Here is a 20,991-nt window from a genome sequence, read left to right on the forward strand (position 1 = left end):
TAAAAAATTGAATAGTATGAATGTTTTGGACTGGATATGTGTGAAACGTAACGATTATGGTTGGATTTCTACTATAACCATGGAAACTCGGTTTTGAACCCATGAGCGCGGAAATGAATGCCCTATTCCGCACACTTGGCACGCAAATAGACCGGCCTATAGTTCCGATTATTTTATGAATTTTTTAAATTATTAGATATGCTCATCACGATATGACTTCTCTCCTTCTTATTCTTATAAATTTACTATATATTCGGAGACTTGAGATGTGTTATACGCTACAACACTTTGCGAACATTGTCAACCTAGCTCTTCGTTCACCACGCACCTTAAGTCGGCGAGCTCCGTAAGCATTTTTTAGTGCGGAGCAAAACGCCCTCAATGGCCGCACGACTGTTCCCTGCTTCCCTATTTTTGTCTCCTCCAATTGATCTCTTTGCTCCGCCGCCGAGTACGTTCGGTCGGTTAATCTTATGGTTCTTCCCCTGTTTTGTTGAGTTTGCCAATGCACTGATCCGCAAAGGGGCACTTCTTGCAATCCTCCCCGTTGAAATAAGCCACACTGGTCCCGCTCCTGGTTTTCTCCCTGGTTTGTACTGGCTGTTCTCGGGTTCTTGTTTGCCACGCACCGTGTAATTTCCTTTGTTCTTTTGTCTCGCACAAACGTGCTTGCCCTCAATTTATCGGGGGTTCTCCCTTCGGCCCGTCATATTGGTGAAGCATAGCGAAATACCCTTTGATTGGGCAAGTTCGCTTATCTCATGGCTGTAGTACCCCCCATCGGCACACAACCGCATTCCATCATGGGGAACCCATGTTTCTATGTACTCCTTCGCAAAGGCCGTATCTGGATGAAGGGAAACCTTTCATATCAAAGAAGGAAATTAGGCTTACTCCCTTCTCTCCATCACGATCCTCTACGATTTGTCCGGAATATCCCCAACATTCCTGTTTGTTCTTCTTCCTGTACTGAGCATCAGGATCATAAGGGCTTTGTAGACTACCAGAACGCACCTTGGAGAGCATCCTGAGATTTCCTTGTTCACCTCCTCAGTTTGTTCCCAGATCACCCTTTCCAGCAATGCATACTCCTTGGTTGATCTGATGTTGTCATAGTGGGAGACCTGTTCCCTTACAGCCAAGCAAACCCCAATTAGCTCTGGCAGTCCTATGATCCCTTGCTGGTTGCTCCTTTTTTGGGGGAAGGGGAGGCTGATAGCCCAATGATTGCCGACTATCGATGTCTGTTAGTTTGGCACCCCTTCTCCAGAAAAACCCCCCACTCCGCCGGGGAGGGGAATCAGGAGTTCAGCCGAGATACAAACCACATTTTTGCCACCAGATAGATCACGTCATTACGGGTCAATTTCCTTATGTTGCTGTTGATTAGCGTGCTATCCATTCTACGGCAGGTGGATGTCATACCTACTATTGACTTTTGGAAGGTGGTGAAGTGCTGAAAGGAGTCCCGTGTAACATTGCATTTTGAGGGTGGCTAACGAAAGGGATATACATTTTTATTTAAATAAAGTTTATATAGTATTTTATTATATCATTCTATTTTTATTCATATTGATTGTTTCTTTATATATGCAATATGAATTTATATGTCAAGAATGTTGCTCTCTCCGGCCCCACAGTTGGCGTAAACGAATTGGGGGCCTTTTTCCCATGAAACTAAATAGTACTAATTTTCAGTTATGGAAAATGCAAAAAATCCCTCTTGAGGTATCTCCCCGAGCGGATCGCTGTGTCCATTATTGTAAAATATATGTAATATAATAAATTTTTACTTATTACCCTATACATACGATTACTCTTTTGTTATAATTTGAAAAAATATATCTATGAAAATAAGGGAGTAGATATAGATGTCCTATCCCATAGACGATATAAGTAATTTTCCAGATCTTCATGGGAAATTAGAAAGAAAAAAGAGAAGAGAACAGGTGAGGAAAAAGAAACCCAATCTTTCAGAACAGCCTTGGGAAGATCATGAGGGCATAGGGGCAGAAGAAAAAAGCCGACTGCTTATGCTGCAGACATTAGCTACCACGGTCTACGGTTTCCCGAATGAGGAGAAGTCAAGCCGTACCCGTGTGATCGATCACCATGTGTCGATATTGTGCTGTTTCGTTATGGCTATTTGGAATTTACAAAGTGAAAGGGAATTAATAAATATTATAAATGGAAATAAAATGATAAGAGATATTATAGGGATTACGAAAGGGTTTAGTCGATCATTATATGATAAAAACATTAAAAAATGTATTGCAAAAAACGGAGAAACAATAATTTTTAACCTATTAGAACTTCTTAGTGAAGAAGATCAGAAGGTTATATTGTCGGAAATAAAGGAAAAATATCTTTTCTTGGATCAAGTGATTGTGTCGACAAGCAGACGGGCGAAAGATACGGCCACCCTTCGGAACTATAAGGGCTTTCACAGGGGAATAGGAGTAACCGGGGTGGCAACCATGGACGGCAGAATACCGTTGGTATTGGCCATGGGCCCCGCAAATTTAGGCGAGGTTGAAGCGTCCTGTTTACTGATCCCCGAGATATCAACCTTAGGATGTAGGGGCCTAGTAGCAGACAGTGCTTACGACGTACATGATCTGTTCGAATTATGTAAACAACACGGTTTGAAATTACTGGCTGGATATAATAAGAGAAGAGCCAAAACACAGAACTCCATCACCAGTCCACTGCGAAAGGAGAATTTTTATCGACTACAAACAAAGGGATGTAAGGAGTTAATGAAAAAACGTTCATCAGGAGAGCATTGTTTCACAATACTAAAGCATACAATGGGGCTAGATAAACATAGACAAACGTCATATAATAAGGCATTCATGCTAATTGTCTCATATATGATGACTATATGTTTTGATAGTATGATTCAGAAAAAGAATAACATAAACATAAGAAAGTCCCCGGGTAGACGTTTTTACCAGCAGATTTCCTGAAGGGGGCACCGATCTAATAATTTAAAATTTTCAAAAAACTATCAGAACATCCCGGTACGCACTATGATGGTAATATTTTACATAATAAGGAAGAAAAACCCTGGGATGAACTGGATAATTGGGACCGTGCAGTTTCTTGTGGGGAATGCCCTATCTATGAATCTAGTCTCACCTTTTCGTAAAGCAATTGAGTGACATAATAACATTTTGTTATGACACTGTTCCTGTTTTGGTATCCCAGGAGTATTTATCTTATTTCATATGAATTTTTATAAAATTTTTACTAGGTCCTTGCGCGGAAGACGAACATTGTGTTGTAGTAAGATCCATCCTGTTTATGGTACGTACAAAAACAACAAAAAATCCGTAATGTTGACAACATTACGGATAAGATGGAACAAGGTTCCATTACCATTACCATGGACAAAGCGATCTGATCAACAAATAGGGCACGATCGCACGATCTGCAGTGAAAAAGAATGAAGCGTTATTATGTAAAAAGGGGATGACTCATGCCCCCTACCTCTGATAGAATATTGATCATCAACAAACAATAAACTCAGAGGAGGGAAAACATGAGCATCCACACCCATAATACAACATTATCAGGAAAAATCAATATCCAAAAAGAAGAGTCATGGATAGCTAGAAATTCGATGAAGATAGGCGACCGATCCATTGACTCCCCGTATTGTGGAAAAACACTGAAAAGTACGTGTCCCTTCTGTCATAGCCATAATGTCTTAATAGATGAGAAACTGATTCTAACCGATAGGACCATAATGGCAATAGCAAACGAGAAGCTGGCCCTAGCCAACGAGACAATGGCAATGGCAAACGAGAAGCTGGCCCTAGCCAACGAGACAATGGCAATGGCAAACGAGAAGCTGGCCCTAGCCAACAAGGCAACGGCAATGGAAGCAGGGAATAAGGACACAAAATGGTCTGCGGTAGCCGGTGAGATTGGGAAATTACATAGTACGAATCCGTCCCCTGCCCCCCAAGAAACGGAACCCAACCCACTGATCGAGGATTCTCCATCCATAACTTTGCGTGACGGAAAAGATAAAGGTCCGGGGAATGCACGATCCGAAGGGGATGGATATCATCAATTGCACGATCCAAAAACTCGGGATCGATTCTTACGTGCTCAACGTTTTTTCGATGATCTCAAGGAGGGAATTACCTCATGGGGTCCCAAGGAGTGGGAGGAATCTAGGCATCTGATTGAGAAACTGCTATTATTGTGTTGTCCATCGAACCACAAGGAAAAGACGAAGGATTCCCTTCCCCTGGACGATATTACTAGCCTCATGTTCCATCACGACGGTGGTAGTATTTTGGTGCGGGCGCTGATTGGATTGTTAAAAAACGCATGGATCCCAGAGATAGACCCTCTAACCGACCCAAAGAATTGGAAACCCGTTGTCGAGGACCTATGTAACTTACGCATGCGTGTAGATCGAACCCTCCATTGTCTGAAATATCCCCAGGATGAGGGGAATGGGGTCTATCATCGCGGATATAGCACACTGTTTGGGGAACTAGATCTAGAGGTTCCTAGGACAAGATGGGAATTTTCACCGTACTCGTTACCACGTTATCAGAGTGCAAAGAATACCCTCAAAGATTTCGTTTATCGTCTTTATCTTCCGGGCCTCTCCTTGCGAAAAATTAGTAAACTATTGGAGGAAGGATTCAACCTTCGGACGCCCCCGGAAACGCTTTCGCAGTGGTTGCAACCTTATTACAACGATGCTATACAATATTTCGAAAGGGATCTGAGCACGACAGTATATACAGCCATAGGTATGGATACCCTCTTTGTTCCCATTCGGGAGGAGGGTCGTTATGTTTCGAAGGCGATCGCAGTCAGCACGGGTATCACGGCGGAGGGGAGGCGGGATATAATAGGGATCACCCCCTCGCCTGATGAGAATGTGGAATCCTATGATCAGCATATAGGGAAACTAAAGGAACGGGGCCTGAATGTCAACGATATACGTATCGTTACCACAGATGGGCATAGGGCTTTTCCCTTAGTTGTACGCAAGCATTTTCCTCACCATACGGTTCACCAACGATGTTACGTTCACGCGATTCGTAACATCATGAATGCAGCTCCTAAAAGTATGAAGAAGGAAATGGCTAAGGACGCTTCTTACGTCTTACGGTCTGGGGATATGAGACAGGCACTAGAACGGTGGTCTGAGTGTGCAGGGAAGTATCGGTTTGGAAATAAGGCGACGTGCGAAGCATGGGAAAGGCTCAGTCCTAAAAAAATCTCCCTGAGCTTACAAGCGGCATCCATAACCCAAAACCCCATACTTCTGCCCTATATACTGTCCACGAACTACACGGAATCGCTGAATGCTTTGTTTCGTGAGAGAACGAATAGCAAAAAAGGTGGATTCGTTGGTCTTGAGGTAGCGATGAAGGAATTGATGCTTACCGCTTTCTATTGGGTGGGGAAACAAAAAGAAAACCCCAACCCATTGCCTGTCGAGGATCTTCTTTCGATCCCTGCTGACTACGAGTCCGAAATTTCGAACGGAGAACCTCTCCCCACCACGGCTTATGACTTTCATCCCCTCTTATACACGGAACAAGGGCAGGGTTGTATGGACGATGTCCATACCCTTGATTTCTAGCTAGCACCTTTCGGGGAAAATCCGTCTAAGGCGCCACGACGGTTTTTCCCCGGGAAACTCCCTCCATCCGACGAGTTCTTCCACGGAACGGAGGTACCATATTCCTTCTCAAGAATCCCACCGCCTAGTTCTGGGGGTAACCTATGTGGTACAATCCTTCCAGCATCAGACTGGGTATCCGCCGCCCATCTCAATATCCATTATACCCCTAAATCTCGCAACGGTCTGTCCAGCCCGTCATTTTCTGAATTTACAATAAATTCGTGATTAAAGGAAACACCTTATAAATATAAGATAAATACCCCTGGGATACCAAAACAGGAACAGTGTCATAACAAAATGTTATTATGTCACTCAATTGCTTTACGAAAAGGTGAGACTAGATTCATAGATAGGGCATTCCCCACAAGAAACTGCACGGTCCCGGATAATTCCAATGAGCAGCAATTTCCAATTACATTGACGGTTGTACCAAGAAGGTACCTTGATTTTAGATTGTTATGTTCATCTTAATAAACTATATGTATATTTTATTTCTATAAATATTATTACACAATATCGATATCAATAAACATTTTTTTTGGGTAGTAATACTTATAGACGTAAATAGGAGGGGGCTGTTCGCACCCCTCTATCCATAACTCTTCTTTTTGGATATTGATTTTTCCTGATAATGTTGTATTATGGGTGTGGATGCTCATGTTTTCCCTCCTCTGGGTTTATTGTCTTTGGGTGATCAATATTCTATCAGAGATAGGGGGCATGAGTCATCCCCTTTTTACATAATAACGCTTCATTCTTTTTCACTGCAGATCGTGCGATCGTGCCCTATTTGTTGATCAGATCGCTTTGTCCATGGTAATGGAACCTTGTTCCATCTTATCCGTAATGTTGACAACATTACGGATTTTTTGTTGTTTTTGTACGTACCATAAACAGGATGGATCTTACTACAACACAATGTTCGTCTTCCGCGCAAGGATCTAGTAAAAATTTATAAAAATTCATATGAAATAAGATAAATCCCCCGTGGATACAAAAACAGGAACTATGTTACTCAATTGCTTTACGAAAAGGTGAGACTAGATTCATAGATAGGGCATTCCCCACAAGAAATTGCACGGTCCCATATAGTACATGCATAGATCCAGGGGGAGTGAAATTTAGGCAGTGCACAGAGTTTCGGGATCGTCTATTGAGCTGGAATACTGGTGAAGAACAAACAATTTAATAAAAAACATAATATTAGATAATATAGATAATATAGAAATGAAAAAAATACAAAAAAAAATTTAAAAATATTTATTGATAATATGAAAACAGATATGATATTATAAATAATAATAATATTTTTTATGAATATGAACAGCAAAGCAAAAGGAGTCAGGGGTATGGAATAATACTGGCCGATCGTCTTGGCATGCCCCAAATTGTTATATTTTCCGTAATGAAATCCTATTTACTAAATACATGCGATGGAGACCCTTATTTAGTAAATTAAGTGTGTTCAATTAAGAAATTTCATAATTAAAAATAAATTTATTATTTCATAAGCCTATGGAGGTAAAAACAGATGAGACAAGAGGGGGTTCTTTACTATGAATTACAAACGACAACACTTTATTATTGCCTTAACCGCAAACCTTTCGTTTTTCATAGCAGCCCTCCCCCCAGTAATGGCACAGGGAAGCAAAGGAGAGACAGTAAATAACTCTGTAGGTGAGGACAACCCTACAACACAAAGTACAGGGGAGTGGGTTCTCGATAAGTCATTGGAATCGTCCTACAAAGGACGTGTAGAGGAAGAACTCAAGAAGGAAACAGGGGGGGACACGAGCGGTTTTACCATCTATCCTTACCGGCATAAGAGTGGCCTCTACGATGACATTCAGGTTCAAAAAGGGGAAATACGTTATGTTTTCCGATTCCGAAAGGGAGATCAAAAACCCGAGATATTGAAATTTGATAACGATGGTAAGAGCTGGAAAACACTTTCGGGGGAGAAAAATGCCAATGAGATCACCCCTAAGGATCCTAAAGAGAACTCACTCAATAATAAAGATCCCAAAAAAGACCCACCCAGTAATAAGGATCCTAAAGAGGACTCATTAAATAATAAGGATCCCAAAAAAGACCCACCCAATAATAAGGATCCTAAAGAAGACCTATCCAATAATAGAGATCCCAAAAAAGTTCCACCCAATACTATAAATTCCGGGGGGAGTCCATCTATCAATGGGAACATGAAGGAAAATACCCTTAGAAACGGAGAACATGAAAAAGGAAAGTCCACAGAATCCAATCCCAGTAAGACCGTTTTAGAAGGGAGAGAGGGTAGCAGGGATAAAAGAGACCTACAAAACCATAATCCAACAACATCCAACTCGCAATCTGTCCATGTTGTTCCCTACGCCGATTCCTCCTACCACAACCATGCAGGATGGAAAGAGGATATAAATAAATATATGAATGCCGCAAAGGAATACTACCGCAGAGTGGGGGTTGAATTGGAGATCGACACCCCCCAAGTCCTAGATCAAGACATAGGAAATATGGACGTAGATGCAAATAATAAGGTCAAAAATGCGCCTCATAGTTCCCCCTCACCCGCATATATAAAAATAGGTTTTACCGATAGAGAAAAGATACGGACATTAGGAACTTCCAACTATTGGGTCAAAAAGCACCCGGATATACCCCTGCCTTCGGTCACTTCCCTTCATGCAGATCACCCCTCAGAAAAGAACGGGGACATGGATCTCAGAAGTATCTGGACCGTGCTTCACGAAATGGGTCACGACTTTGGTTTGGATCACAAGGAAGGGGGCAAAAATTTGATGGAATCTACCATTGTTGATGAGGAAAAAAATCCGGATTTGAACAACAATGAAAATCTACAATTGTCTGAAGATCAAAAACAGCAAGTGAGATCCGCGGTGCAAATTTGGCTTCATAAAAAAATAAACTGGTCCAACGGAAGCCCTGAAGAAAAAAAGGCTTCCAACCTCAAAAGCAACCCTGGGGTCCACCCCGATAAAATACAATAATATATTCAGAACACATTTATGGGATCCCCGAGGTAAAAAGATTTTGCATGCTTTCCCTATGGGAGATCCCTCTTTACCCATTTGCTCACGCTAATCCCCAGAACCACGACAGATACGACCCAATTTTCCCCCTATCGATTGATTTCCCAAACAGTCAAAAATCCCCCATCCCCGATCAATCCCCTTGCCCACGAATCATATCAGACACGGACCTTGTGTGGATGATGTCTTTCACAACAACCCCTTCATCCACCAACCCCTTAGGGACACCCTCCGACTTCGATAGGGGATCGGAGGAGGAAGCACTGATACCCCCTTCGATTCCCTTATCATCAATGAAATCCTATTTACTAAATACATGCGATGGAGACCCTTATTTAGTAAATTGAGTGTGTTCAATTAAGAAATTTCGTAATTGAAAATAAATTTATTATTTCATAAGCCTATGGAGATAAAAACAGATGAGACAAGAGGGGGTTCTTTACTATGAATTGCAAACGACAACACTTTATTATTGCCTTAACCGCAAACCTTTTGTTTTTCATAGCAGCCCTCCCCCCAATAATGGCACAGGAAAACAAGGGGGAGACAGTAAATAACCCTAATGAGCCCACCTTTAAGGATCCTAAAGAAGACCTATCCAATAATAGAGATCCCAAAAAAGTTCTACCCAATACTATAAATTCCGGGGAGAGTCCATCTATCAATGGGAACATGAAGGAAAATACCCTTAGGAACGGAGAACATGAAAAAGGAAAGTCCACAGAATCCAATCCCAGTAAGACCGTTTTAGAAGGGAGAGAGGGTAGCAGGGATAAAAGAGACCTACAAAACCGTAATCCAACAACATCCAACTCGCAATCTGTCCATGTTGTTCCCTACGCCGATCCCTCCTACCGCAACCATGCAGGATGGGAAGAGGATATAAATAAATATATGAATGCCGCAAAGGAATACTACCGCAGAGTGGGGGTTGAATTGGAGATCGACACCCCCCAAGTCCTAGATCAAGACATAGGAAATATGGACGTAGATGCAAATAATAAAGTCAGGAGTGCGCCTCATAGTTCCCCCTCACCCGCGCATATAAAAATAGGTTTTACCGATCGAAAAAAGAACACAGGGCCAATAGCATTTTCCAACTTTTGGGTCCTAAAACACCCGGACCTACCCCTGCCTTCGGTCACCTCCCTTTATGCAGATCACCCCTCAGAAAAGAACGGGGACATGGATCTCGAAAGTATCTGGACCGTGCTTCACGAAATGGGTCACGACTTTGGTTTGGAACACAAGAGAGAGGGCAAAAATTTGATGGAACCTCTCATTTTTGATAGGGGAGAAAATCCGGATTTGAACAACAATGAAAATCTACAATTGTCTGAAGATCAAAAACAGCAAGTGAGATCCGCGGTGCAAATTTGGCTTCATAAAAAAATAAACTGGTCCAACGGAAGCCCTGAAGAAAAAAAGGCTTCCAACCTCAAAAGCAACCCTGGGGTCCACCCCGATAAAATACAATAATATATTCAGAACACATTTATGGGATCCCCGAGGTAAAAAGATTTTGCATGCTTTCCCTATGGGAGATCCCTCTTTACCCATTTGCTCACGCTAATCCCCAGAACCACGACAGCACGACAGATACGACCCAATTTTCCCCCTATCGATTGATTTCCCAAACAGTCAAAAATCCCCCATCCCCGATCAATCCCCTTGCCCACGAATCATATCAGACACGGACCTCGTGTGGATGATGTCTTTCACAACAACCCCTTCATCCACCAACCCCTTAGGGACACCCTCCGACTTCGATAGGGGATCGGGGGAGGAGGCACTGATACCCCCTTCGATCCCCTTATCATCCTCCCCACTCTCATCCCCCAAGGGAACCAGTGGAATCGCTTGGATCCCCGCATCCAGCACGGAAGAGGAAGGATCTTGCAATCTTACATGCTCCGCAATATCATGCTGGCAGGAACGAACGGGAATATGCACTGTAAGGACCGTTACTTTATTACGTGCCCCAGACCGTGGAACGACCTCAATTTGACCCCCTATATCGTAATCAAAATCATCACACAATTGTCTGAGCCGCCCGCGAAAGTCACGCAACCGCTGCCCTCTCGTCTCCAATCGTTGGCAACCTAACACAAGGGAGAGCCGATCGTCCGCGCAAACTGCTGTGGGCTTATGGGATCGAAATCGATCCCAGGCCTGCTGCAAATAGACATACATAGCCAGTAAGTCCCCCTTCTGTTGCTAAACCTCATCATACACTGCTCCATGTAAGGAGATACCATGATTCACGCAATATGGAACAATCGCTTGATTCGGGAGATGAAATTATCCGACATATCCAGTTCTACAATGGGTATATCATCGCCACGCAATCGCCTAGCAATATTAGAAAAAGCCTTCCCAGCCAACGAACGACGATCCAGAATTGCCGGTTCCCCCGTATTGGATGATCGAATCATACGCGCATCCTCCGGAACAATCCCCAGCAAAGGAATAGCCAAATGATCCCGCACCCGATCTACACTCAACATATCGCCACCACGCACCATACGTGGTTGAACCCGGTTGACGATCAAATCGGTTTCATAAATCCCCGTCGACTCAAGCAACCCAACCACACGATCCGCATCGCGTACCGAGGGAATCTCCGGATTGACCACCAAAATAGAACGATCAGCGGGAGAAATGGCATTGCGAAATCCCCCTTCAATACCTGCAGGTGAGTCAATCAGTATATAATCAAAGGATCCACGTAATGCACCCACAAGCTCCTTCATTTGCTGGGGTTCAATCTCCTCCTTGTAACGAGTTTGTGCAGCAGGAAGAAGAGCTAGCTTTGGATAGGTCTTGTGACAAACCAGGGCCTGACGCAAACGACAGGAACCCTCAACTGCATCAATGAGATCATATACAATCCGATTTTCCAGACCTAGCATCAAATCCAATTTCCTCAGACCGATATCTGTATCAATCATACATACCCTATACCCGAGCCGGGCCAAACCGATCCCGAGGGAAGCAACCGTGGTCGATTTCCCAACGCCACCCTTGCCACTGGTTATAGTGATAACGACAGTAGACCTATGCATCCATCAGATCCCCCCTTCATCCCTCGTGAGCCTTACCCCCCTCCCCCCGCCGCCTACACGGGGGGACAACCTCATGATCCACCTACAGGGTCCATCCCGTTGGTAGCCAGTCTTTAGAAAAGTAACCTTCCTCCTACTTCAGAACATCCTTCTCTTACCCTTACGAAATCCCTATACAGAGGGGTTCGTTACTCCGTCCTACTACAAGAACTACGCAACCCAAACGGATACACAACGAACCTATAAAAATTAGGAAAAAAACAGAAAACATAAATTTATTAAGTAATAAAACTTTATATATTATAAAATTGAACCCCCTAGGTAAGACAAAAGGCAGATCTCTAGGGGGAACACGATCATAACAACTCCACAGGAAACCATCAACCCAAGAATGGAAAATCATATGAATTGTGACAGACAGGGGAATCCAAACATCAAACGGGGAACCCATGCCCCGTCATCATGCCGTAATGAAAACCCCATAGGAACGCGGAAAAAAACGGACCATCAAAATCAACAAAAGTACGCAATCAAAAAAACAACAACACACTCCCCCGCCTACCGTAGCTACCACGCGTAGAACAGTAAGAACAAGTAGACAGAAAGACCTAGAGGTAGATTCCCAAGCCATCCGGCACGGGGAAAAACAACACATAACCCATCCCGTATGACATGATTTTGCCTCGGGTACGAAGAAACATGCGAATGAAACCCGCCACTTTTATACCGTAGCAAAAGGAGCATACAACCTGAAACAAACCCACGCAATAGTATGGGAGAACAACTGAACCGTTATGGGGAAATGCAAGGTGTATGCCACCCGGACAAAAGCCCCAATGGAAACCACTCTCTTCCATATACCATCAGTCACCCTATAACGTAGAGCAGGATCGGAGGTCACAAATGACACCTACCCCCCTAACCCAAAACAACTCCCCACCATTCTACCATAAACCACAATGATTGTGCGGAAACAACGATGAACATTTACCCATAGGGGAAGAGAACATCCACCCCCCAGGGAACCCCCCAGGAGGTTCATTTTTAGTAAATCTGCCATAGAACCCAGTGAATGATCCCAATGGTGCAAGCAGCCACCACACCAAAAACAACAATAGCTCCCGCCAGGCGAAACATGTTGCCGGCTACTCCAAGAACCCACCCTTCCGTGCGATGCTCAAGTGCGGACGAGGCAACAGAGTTAGCAAATCCAGTGATGGGAACCGCCAACCCAGCTCCCGCCCATTGGGAGAAATCATCGAATTTCCCCAAACCGGTAAGTAAACAACTCAAACCTATGAGAAATAATAGAGCAATATTACGGGCCATCCCCGTGGAAAAACCCAAAAACACACTGAACTGGGTTACCCCATGCGATAGTAGTGCGACACCCCCCCCGACAAAAAAGGCGCGGAGAATACGGATGACCACCTTCTCCTTGGGAACGAATTTTTCAACCATACTTTTATAATCTTTAAATTTCCTTTCCCTATCAGAAGTATGGGGTATCAATGGAAAAGACATAGAGAATCCATCCTTCCTCATAGGATACATAAAATAGAGAAAAACATAAAAACTACTCCCATGTCACGAACCACGATCCTATAGATATTTTCAATTCATCCCCCTACCCATTCACCTACGAAAGGAATCTGTCGTGATATCACATAAACACGATGTCACACAAAACAAACTATATCCCTCAATCCCCCAAAGAGGAGGGAACGTACCCTAACCACCCTATACCCGGAATCCCTCTCCTCCTTTGTTGGTACAAAATAAAAATATTTTACGTTATTGAATAAAATAACACGAAAAGAATCGATTACTGCTTCGTTCCTATTCACTTTCTATCCTATTCACTTTCTATTTTCCAAATATCTTAATCGAAAAGATTTTATACATAAAATTATCTACAAGTAGTTGGAGGTCCCAGGACTTCCATATGCAGGTTACGATTCTCCAAACCACCTTCCCTCGGGGTATAACTTACAAGTCCCCGCCAGGTCACCCCCCTAGTCCACAGGTCGAATCCATCAAGAAGGTGGGAATCTTTTTAATTTGAAAACAATTCCCTCTCCCTTTTCTCCCGTAAACACCGTCTTGGGGACGCAAAAATGGAAAAAAATCAGCGTGAAAAGAGCCATCAACCCTGAAGCAATGAAAACACTCTGTATGCCCCCCACACCCCCAATCAAGCCCGCGAGCAGACCCAACAAAACAGGACCCAATCCCTGCCCCAATGAGGTAGCGGACGATTGAACCCCATAGATGGCGCCGAACTCACGTTGGGGTGAAACCCTGGCCAGCAGAGCACCCAAAGAGGGTTGAATACCTGCCATGAAGAGACCCAATGGAATACGCAGCATCCACAGGAATACAACCCCAGTGGCCATCGCGTGCAAAAGCAAAAAAACAGTTGCACCCGCCAAACCAACGGAGAGAACCTTGTGGGACCCCCATCGATCCCCAAACCTACCCGCAATAGGAGAAGCAATCCCTGCGGCAAGTGCCGCTGTGGATAGAATGATACCGGTCCAGGATACTGTTTCCGCGGGGGAGGCCACATGCTGTTTCACAAAAATAGTCACAAAGGACATGGATCCATATAGGGCTATAGGTATAAGGAACGAGATGAACAGAAGATTTCTCAATGCCCGATGGCGAAAAAAACGCAAACTTTGGGAAAAAATTCCCTCCCTGTCATATTGTTGCTTCTCGTCGGTTGAATACCCCCCCCTCGTTTCCCGCACAGCAAACACGACAACCAATGTGACCATCAACAGGGCAACCGCGACAATCCGAAAGGTAGCCCGATGACCCACAATGCCGGATAACCATCCGCCAAGGAGGGGACCCGCTGTCACCCCTATCACAAGACCTGTCTGCAACATCCCCAACGCATACTGGGTCCTCCCCGACGGTGCGGATACAGCCATGAGGGCAACGGATGCAGGCATGAAACCTGAAAAGAGTCCGTCCGCCAAACGAAACAGAAGAAGCTCCCACGGCGAACGGGCCAGTGACATAAGAGCAGTGGATATTGCCATGCCAAGACCCGAACGAATGATCATTACTTTACGACCCCACCGGTCGGAAAGCCTCCCCCAGAGTGGCGATACTAGGCATGTAGTCAAAAAAGGCGCACCGTTGATGACACCCAGCCAAACCGGCAGATGGCCCAGGTTGTCAACACCTATTTCCTGTAGGTACACGGGGAGAAAAGGCATCACCATCATCATGGATACATAAACGAGGCCCAACGAGACCATCAGAATGTACATATTGCGATGCCATTCACTATAGGAGGTCCTTTGACCTATACCGATTTCTCCATCCCTCCAACGTTCCCGCCTGCCCCTATGATCCCCACGAAGGAGCAAGAAAAATTCATATAATTTTTTTGTAATACCCATCCATTGTACCATAGTTTTCAAAATGAAAGAAAAGGGGGGAAAATGACATTCTTAAAAATCCCAGAAGAAGGAAACTTGGCCTACATTCAAGGACAAACTACCACTCAAAAAACACGCGTGAACGTCATAGGTAATCAACGAGTATGGTACAATGGCCGTGATGCTCACCAATACCATTCAAAGGAAGGATGAAGGATCTACTTATGAACCCACAAAAACGAGATGTAATCCCTTTTGCTGATAAAAATGCACCCCGCATCGGTTTGGGTACCATGTCCCTAGGAGGGGATCTTTGCGGACCCATGGAAGAAAAGGTGGCACATTCCATTCTGGAACAATCCTTGGAAATGGGAATACGAATCTGGGATACCGCTGCCTTTTATGGGATGGGAAAGGCAGAAGTATTATGCGGGGAGGTATTATCATCAAGTGGTCTGCGCAACGAGGTTACTATCATCACCAAAGGAGGCCTGCGTCGCGATCGTCACACAAATCGACCCATCCGCAATGCATCACGAACCGCATTACTACAGGATATCGAGGGAAGCCTACGACGTTTGAAAACGGATACTATTGATATATACCAACTGCATTGGCCCGATGCAGCCACCCCAGTAGAAGAAACGGCCACTACCCTGCGCGGGTTACAAGAGGAAGGGGTTCTCCGACATATCGGAATTTGTAATAGTTCCCCCTCCATACTACGGGAATTCAGCCAATGGATTCGCATCCATAGTCATGAACTCCCCTTTAGCCTACTGGATACGAGTCTACGAACTACCATAATGACCACCAGCCGAAACATGAACATACCCATCATTGCCTATGGCACACTAGCCCAAGGACTACTAGCATATGATCCTACCCAAAAAATTTCTACCACACCCCTCTTCCGTAGTTGGCAACCCTGGTTCCGAGATCAACTACTCCCTACCTATCGAAAAGCATGCCGTGATCTGGCAGACTGGGCGGAGCAACGCGATAAAACCCTGCCCCAGCTGGCCGTGCGCTATGTACTTGATGAGCCTGGTGTCGCCATTGCCCTCTGGGGAATTCATCGCCCCAAACAACTATCCGCACTGCAGGGTGCTCTAGAATGGTCACTGTCGGGGGAAGAAAGAAAAGCACTGGAATCGATCATACAAAAATGGGTATCGCCCTCTTCCCCCAATACCGAGGTAAAGGGTCCCCCCCAGCGAACCCCCCATTGACTTGCCCATAGGATCCTGCCCTATTTGGGTACCAAGTTCGATGCCATCCACGTTCCCAGTACCTACCTCCGCTGTGTGCTGCATCGGTCCGGTTTTCAATCCAATGCTGCTAGAATCCAATGAACCCTCCAATCCCTTTCACTCCACTTCTACCACGGGGACTTCCATAACTGGGGGATGCAAACAGCTGAGAGATGCGAACAAACCCCTCCCACCTACATCTATAAGTATTACTACCTGTCGGGTAGGTCTGGCGTCTCAGCCAACCCTCTTACAGAACTACACGTACTACTCCGCATTATGTGACCCCTATGGTCCCATAGGATTTTGCTCCTTTGGAACCCCCCAGTTGATTATGTGTGAAATAAAGGGATAATAGAAAATCCATCCGTCCTTGTTGTATTATCTTCCTTACTGTAGACAAAAAATATAAGGAAACTAGAGGACCGATGGCTTCCCAGTATTGTAACACAATACCGAATAACTACGAAACAGAGAAAAATAGAAAATAAAGAAAACTTTTCAAAATCGTCTGTTATCCACGGTGGGTCTTGATAACCATTCCAATGCGAAATTGGTTTACACCCTCCTTGGCTTGTTCCCCACTGAAATGGGAAGATACGACACAATACCATGGGTAGTCCATACAAACATGTACTCATCCCATTGATTATGGACACGATTGAGAAGTTTCTGAAATATAGCGATCGTATACTGATCAATCAGCTCCCCTATGAGGGTCCTTTGAGGGAAGCATTGGGTGGTAAAAAAGAGTAGACCACTTATGAGCGAAAGGACACTATATGAGAGTCGAAATCACCTCAATGCCTATGAAGAAGCCACAGACTAATGAGGTCACAAGGATCAGGTCTACTCCGATTTCACCCAAATTTTTGATGGAAATCATGGATATGAAACCATGTTTTAATCGGATAGATCCATATCCTGCTGTATCAGGAACCTGAACCGCAATGTGTTGATTTTCTTGGTTATTTGGGTTGCAGTTCGTCCGATGGTCCAACCCGCCCTCCCCTTCCTTCCGAAATGTGTTGCCCCAAATTTTATGAAAATCATAGGCAGAATTTCGTATACAATCCTATCATATATTCATAACTTTATTTTGTTTATCAATTTAATTTATATAAAATTAAAATTATTAAATAGTAAAAATATAATTATGCCCGCAAGCTGTTTGCAACATATTCTGTATGTGGATAGAACTCCTCTTGGGTACTTCTGGCCCTACGTCCGTGAAACAAACGTTGGACCACATGGTATCCACAGATAAAACAAAAAAATAATATGAAATAGCATAAAAGATATGGAAGATTAATCCCTCCCCTGAACTATAGAAACCCAAAACGCCATGCTATCATCAACCACTCCGATCCCTATGCCCGCTTCCTATATTCCCATCGGAGAACAAGTTAGGAAGAACCATCAAACAGGTACACAAGGAAAAAATTCCGGCCACAATAAAAACACTACGCAACCCATCCATCCCGCCAACAACCCTAACCACCACGGACCCAAGGAGTAACGGTCCCACACATCGACCCAACGAATCAAGGGAAAATTGAAAACCATAAACACTCCCTATCTCCCCTCTAGGGGCGGCTACGGCCAACAGTGCGGCGATTGAAGGTGAAATACCGGCCATACACACCCCTAAAGGAAAACTCAAGGCAATAATCATCCATTGATTAGCGGCAAAAGCAAAACCCATCAAAAAAAGCGCTGCACCGAACGAACAAACGAAAAACACCCTATAGGAGCCCCACCGATCGCCCCATTTCCCCATCCATGGGGAAGCAACAGCAGTAGCAATTGCTGTAACAGAAAATAGAATGCTCGCCCAATAGATCCGGTCATCCCCGGGGGATAACAACAACTGCAGAAGATAGGATAAGAGCGTTAGATAACTGCCCACAGCGATCGGCACCAAAAAGGAAATCACCAGTAACTTCCGTAATAAACGATGGCGAAACCACTGTATACACTGCCAAAAAAGATTCCCCCGCGGACCCGCTCGCCTTTCCTTCTCCACATCATCAAGAGCAAAAACGATGACAAAGGTCATCAAGGCCAACATACCCGCAACGATCAGAAAGGTATTCTGATAGGGTGAAAACACATTCCCCTTATCCCGTAAAATACTGGTGAGCCACCCCCCGAATAGGGGTCCCGTCACAATACCAATCGAGGTCCCAACCTGCAACATGCTCACTGAATATTGCAAACGCCGCGTGGGCGCGGATGCACCCACCATCGTCACTGCAGTAGGGAGAAAACCAGCAACGACCCCCTCGGCCAAGCGCAACAATAACAATTCCCATGGGGAATCCGCTAAAGACATCAAGAAAATCACTACAGTGGTACCCAATACGGAACGGACCACCATCCACCTATACCCTAGACGATCAGAAAGCCTACCCCAAATCGGCAAAACTAAAAACATGGTGAGATACGTTGACCCCTCAATAATCCCCATCCACATGGTCAAATTTTCCGGACCCTCGACACCCATCGCCTGTAGGTATTGAGGGAGAAACACAGGAACCATCGTGATGGACACATGGACAATACAAGACGTCACCATCAAAATGTACATTGTGCGGCGCCACCCACTGTGGGCATTGACGGAAGGAACCATAACTTCATTCCCCTCTACCCAATTCATGACTCACCACATCCTACTTCCTGGCAGAACCCATACCATAAGGCCTTGCAGGTCTGAACCCCATCTATTTTCCATATAATTTTTATGGAAAATAATCACTCTCCAAATACTAAAGCAGTTTCCATCCTAATCAGAGGACCTTCATGGGCACGAACCTATTCTCCCGCACCACAAAAAGCTACGCACTCCTGGATTCGCAAAACAGGCCCCAACCATAATGTAAAAATCGCGGGCCCTAGAATACCAAATAACCAACTGGATAACCATGATATGTACACCCAAAATACTTTTGAGATAAAATCCAGAAAACCCAGATGGGATGCCCTTCAGAACCCCTTCTCCCAAGCCAAGTGGGTACTATAGCAATTCCGGTGAAAAACAAAATACCGTTGGTTATAACAAGGAACGATAGCTAATTAACATAGAATGTATACCAAAATTTAAAATTTAATAAAGTAAAATTTAGTAGATTATATCAATTGCAATCCACTCGGATCATGGGGACGATAGCACAAAAAACTTGACCACCCGTTTTGAATGCAATCCGTCATTCATAGTTCAGTTCATCCCTTACCCTATCAGGGAAAAATTCTCGCACTGGCGATATCTCTTCTCCTGATACAAATCCAAAAACAGGAGATATACAAACACATTCCCAACCTACCCAACCCACGATCTTTCTATAATAGTTTTGAATAATTTACAAAAACTATAGAAAAATGAATATTGACCCGCGAAGGAAACAATCCAATGAAAGCCTCATACGAACCCCTCACCTACACCGTTACCCCAAAAATGCAACACAAATATGTTCTTAGGGAACACCCCAAAATCACCAAAACCAAACAACAATCCACGGGACTCCATCAAGTCCCGTCCGGGACCCCCAGAAATTGGTTCATTACAGAACCTATTGACACATTGTATTTTATGTAAAAACCACAAACCGATTCCTAATAAAGATGTTTCATGAAAATAAAAATTAAATATATAAAACCCAGCACGACCCCAGAGTGACCCTTCCCGTTCCAGTGCCCTCTCTATCAATTGACACCCATCCCACCCAACATCCCAATGGGGGCCACATGAAGGAAAATCCCCCTACCCTGTCCGATCAACCCCCGCCACGGCCCTTTCCATCTCCTGCATCTTGACCGAGATAACTTCCCTCAGACCAGCAGGAACAACAGCCTCTGTATCAAGACCATGAGGAAAATAGTGTCGAGCCAGTACGGGAGCCCGTAGGACTAACTCCGCACGGGGGTTCTCAAGCCTGCGTTTCCCAATCACATCACCATGCAAACGAAGATAGTAACGCACCCTATCGTCCACAAACTCATGGTCGTACACAACCTGATGATAATCCCAACTCTCCCTCACAAAACCAATGCTGAACATAGCCCTCTCTAGATCAGAAAAACTCCTTTGTACGCCCTCAACCGCCGTATTCAGAAAGATCATCCGCCATCCCCCTCCTGTCCAAACCCGCCCCTAAGGGGAAAAACACACAAAACGATCCGCGAGAAAGTTACCCCTTACAATCCACCACCGCATTGAATTCAACAAAGGGCCAAGGGGGAGAATGATGACCCCCGTCTCAGATCCTATCAGGGGGAAGACTCGTACACAGATCTGCCAGACGTCGCTCCAAATCCCCCAATAAACGCTGCCCCTGTTCCCGCGTAATCAGACCCACACGGATAGCAAAATGAATCTGGCGGGAGAAACCAAACATCTGGGTATCTAAAACCTCCTCGTAAAGTGGGCACTTAGGTAAGGTGAGATGTTTCATTTGCACCTCAATCAAACGATTGATCTTCTCAGCATCCTCCCGTAAAACCCGCAAGGCCTTTGTCTCCTTATCCACCATTGTCGTCACAAACCCACCCCCCTTCCGCACCCCATTCGAT

The 20,991-nt window shown here is 44.6% G+C and carries 20 protein-coding genes; 6 read left to right on the top strand and 14 right to left on the bottom strand.

Annotation, left to right across the window (positions count from 1 at the left end):
- Positions 1-271 precede the first annotated feature (271 nt).
- The 3 genes from PPRES148_RS05200 to PPRES148_RS12900 all read right to left on the bottom strand — a co-directional run bounded on the left by PPRES148_RS05200 (position 272) and on the right by PPRES148_RS12900 (position 1,423).
- Positions 272-679 (bottom strand): hypothetical protein, encoded by a 408-nt coding sequence (locus PPRES148_RS05200; protein ID WP_149453543.1) that lies wholly within the window; start codon positions 677-679, stop codon positions 272-274.
- Between the two features lie 122 nt (positions 680-801).
- Positions 802-1,026, bottom strand: coding sequence for a hypothetical protein (locus PPRES148_RS05205; protein ID WP_149453544.1), 225 nt, complete (start codon positions 1,024-1,026; stop codon positions 802-804).
- A gap of 274 nt (positions 1,027-1,300) precedes the next feature.
- Positions 1,301-1,423, bottom strand: a complete 123-nt coding sequence (locus tag PPRES148_RS12900; protein WP_281289929.1) for a hypothetical protein — start codon at positions 1,421-1,423, stop codon at positions 1,301-1,303.
- A gap of 448 nt (positions 1,424-1,871) precedes the next feature.
- On the opposite strand from PPRES148_RS12900, the gene PPRES148_RS05210 reads away from it, so the two are divergent.
- Positions 1,872-2,969, top strand: coding sequence for a transposase (locus PPRES148_RS05210; protein ID WP_149453545.1), 1,098 nt, complete (start codon positions 1,872-1,874; stop codon positions 2,967-2,969).
- Between the two features lie 575 nt (positions 2,970-3,544).
- Positions 3,545-5,620: an IS256 family transposase gene (locus PPRES148_RS05215; RefSeq protein ID WP_149452699.1), complete on the top strand. Its 2,076-nt coding sequence runs from the start codon at positions 3,545-3,547 to the stop codon at positions 5,618-5,620.
- Here the strand turns inward: PPRES148_RS05215 and PPRES148_RS05220 are convergent.
- Positions 5,617-5,814, bottom strand: coding sequence for a hypothetical protein (locus PPRES148_RS05220; RefSeq protein ID WP_149452698.1), 198 nt, complete (start codon positions 5,812-5,814; stop codon positions 5,617-5,619). The two genes, PPRES148_RS05215 and PPRES148_RS05220, sit on opposite strands and share 4 nt — an antisense overlap.
- 354 nt (positions 5,815-6,168) lie before the next feature.
- Entirely contained in the window at positions 6,169-6,321 is a 153-nt protein-coding gene (locus PPRES148_RS11165) for a hypothetical protein (RefSeq protein WP_187820643.1), read from the bottom strand.
- Between the two features lie 897 nt (positions 6,322-7,218).
- On the opposite strand from PPRES148_RS11165, the gene PPRES148_RS05225 reads away from it, so the two are divergent.
- Positions 7,219-8,667, top strand: coding sequence for a hypothetical protein (locus PPRES148_RS05225; RefSeq protein WP_149453546.1), 1,449 nt, complete (start codon positions 7,219-7,221; stop codon positions 8,665-8,667).
- 486 nt (positions 8,668-9,153) lie between these two features.
- A complete protein-coding gene (locus PPRES148_RS05230) occupies positions 9,154-10,188 on the top strand; it encodes a zinc-dependent metalloprotease family protein (RefSeq protein WP_149453547.1) in 1,035 nt (344 codons plus the stop codon).
- A 183-nt stretch (positions 10,189-10,371) separates the two neighbouring features.
- Here PPRES148_RS05230 and PPRES148_RS05235 read toward each other — a convergent pair whose 3' ends face one another.
- The 6 genes from PPRES148_RS05235 to PPRES148_RS05260 all read right to left on the bottom strand — a co-directional run bounded on the left by PPRES148_RS05235 (position 10,372) and on the right by PPRES148_RS05260 (position 15,190).
- On the bottom strand, positions 10,372-10,902 hold the full coding sequence (locus PPRES148_RS05235) for a hypothetical protein (RefSeq protein WP_149453548.1): 531 nt from the start codon (positions 10,900-10,902) through the stop codon (positions 10,372-10,374).
- Positions 10,903-10,970: 68 nt separating this feature from the next.
- Positions 10,971-11,774, bottom strand: coding sequence for a septum site-determining protein MinD (gene minD, locus PPRES148_RS05240; protein ID WP_149453549.1), 804 nt, complete (start codon positions 11,772-11,774; stop codon positions 10,971-10,973).
- A 460-nt stretch (positions 11,775-12,234) separates the two neighbouring features.
- A complete protein-coding gene (locus tag PPRES148_RS05245; protein ID WP_149453550.1) occupies positions 12,235-12,429 on the bottom strand; it encodes a hypothetical protein in 195 nt (64 codons plus the stop codon).
- Between the two features lie 66 nt (positions 12,430-12,495).
- A complete protein-coding gene (locus PPRES148_RS05250; protein WP_149453551.1) occupies positions 12,496-12,675 on the bottom strand; it encodes a hypothetical protein in 180 nt (59 codons plus the stop codon).
- A gap of 143 nt (positions 12,676-12,818) precedes the next feature.
- Positions 12,819-13,298 carry a SpoVA/SpoVAEb family sporulation membrane protein gene (locus tag PPRES148_RS05255; RefSeq protein ID WP_246142906.1) on the bottom strand — a complete coding sequence of 160 codons (480 nt, stop codon included), beginning with the start codon at positions 13,296-13,298 and terminating at the stop codon, positions 12,819-12,821.
- 512 nt (positions 13,299-13,810) lie between these two features.
- Entirely contained in the window at positions 13,811-15,190 is a 1,380-nt protein-coding gene (locus PPRES148_RS05260) for an MFS transporter (protein WP_223127964.1), read from the bottom strand.
- A 188-nt stretch (positions 15,191-15,378) separates the two neighbouring features.
- Between PPRES148_RS05260 and PPRES148_RS05265 the strand changes: the two genes are divergently transcribed.
- Entirely contained in the window at positions 15,379-16,401 is a 1,023-nt protein-coding gene (locus PPRES148_RS05265; RefSeq protein ID WP_149453553.1) for an aldo/keto reductase, read from the top strand.
- Between the two features lie 633 nt (positions 16,402-17,034).
- Complete coding sequence (locus PPRES148_RS12300; protein WP_223127965.1) at positions 17,035-17,178, top strand: hypothetical protein; 144 nt, start codon at positions 17,035-17,037, stop codon at positions 17,176-17,178.
- 598 nt (positions 17,179-17,776) lie between these two features.
- On the opposite strand, the gene PPRES148_RS05275 is transcribed toward PPRES148_RS12300, so the two are convergent.
- The 3 genes from PPRES148_RS05275 to PPRES148_RS05285 all read right to left on the bottom strand — a co-directional run bounded on the left by PPRES148_RS05275 (position 17,777) and on the right by PPRES148_RS05285 (position 20,951).
- Positions 17,777-19,081 carry an MFS transporter gene (locus PPRES148_RS05275; RefSeq protein ID WP_149453555.1) on the bottom strand — a complete coding sequence of 435 codons (1,305 nt, stop codon included), beginning with the start codon at positions 19,079-19,081 and terminating at the stop codon, positions 17,777-17,779.
- A gap of 1,101 nt (positions 19,082-20,182) precedes the next feature.
- Positions 20,183-20,542: a YugN family protein gene (locus PPRES148_RS05280; RefSeq protein WP_149453556.1), complete on the bottom strand. Its 360-nt coding sequence runs from the start codon at positions 20,540-20,542 to the stop codon at positions 20,183-20,185.
- A gap of 136 nt (positions 20,543-20,678) precedes the next feature.
- Positions 20,679-20,951 (bottom strand): Fpa/YlaN family protein, encoded by a 273-nt coding sequence (locus PPRES148_RS05285; protein WP_246142954.1) that lies wholly within the window; start codon positions 20,949-20,951, stop codon positions 20,679-20,681.
- Positions 20,952-20,991: the final 40 nt, after the last annotated feature.

The sequence above is a fragment of the Pasteuria penetrans genome, assembly GCF_900538055.1.
Classification (GTDB): Bacteria; Bacillota; Bacilli; order Thermoactinomycetales; family Thermoactinomycetaceae; genus Pasteuria; species Pasteuria penetrans.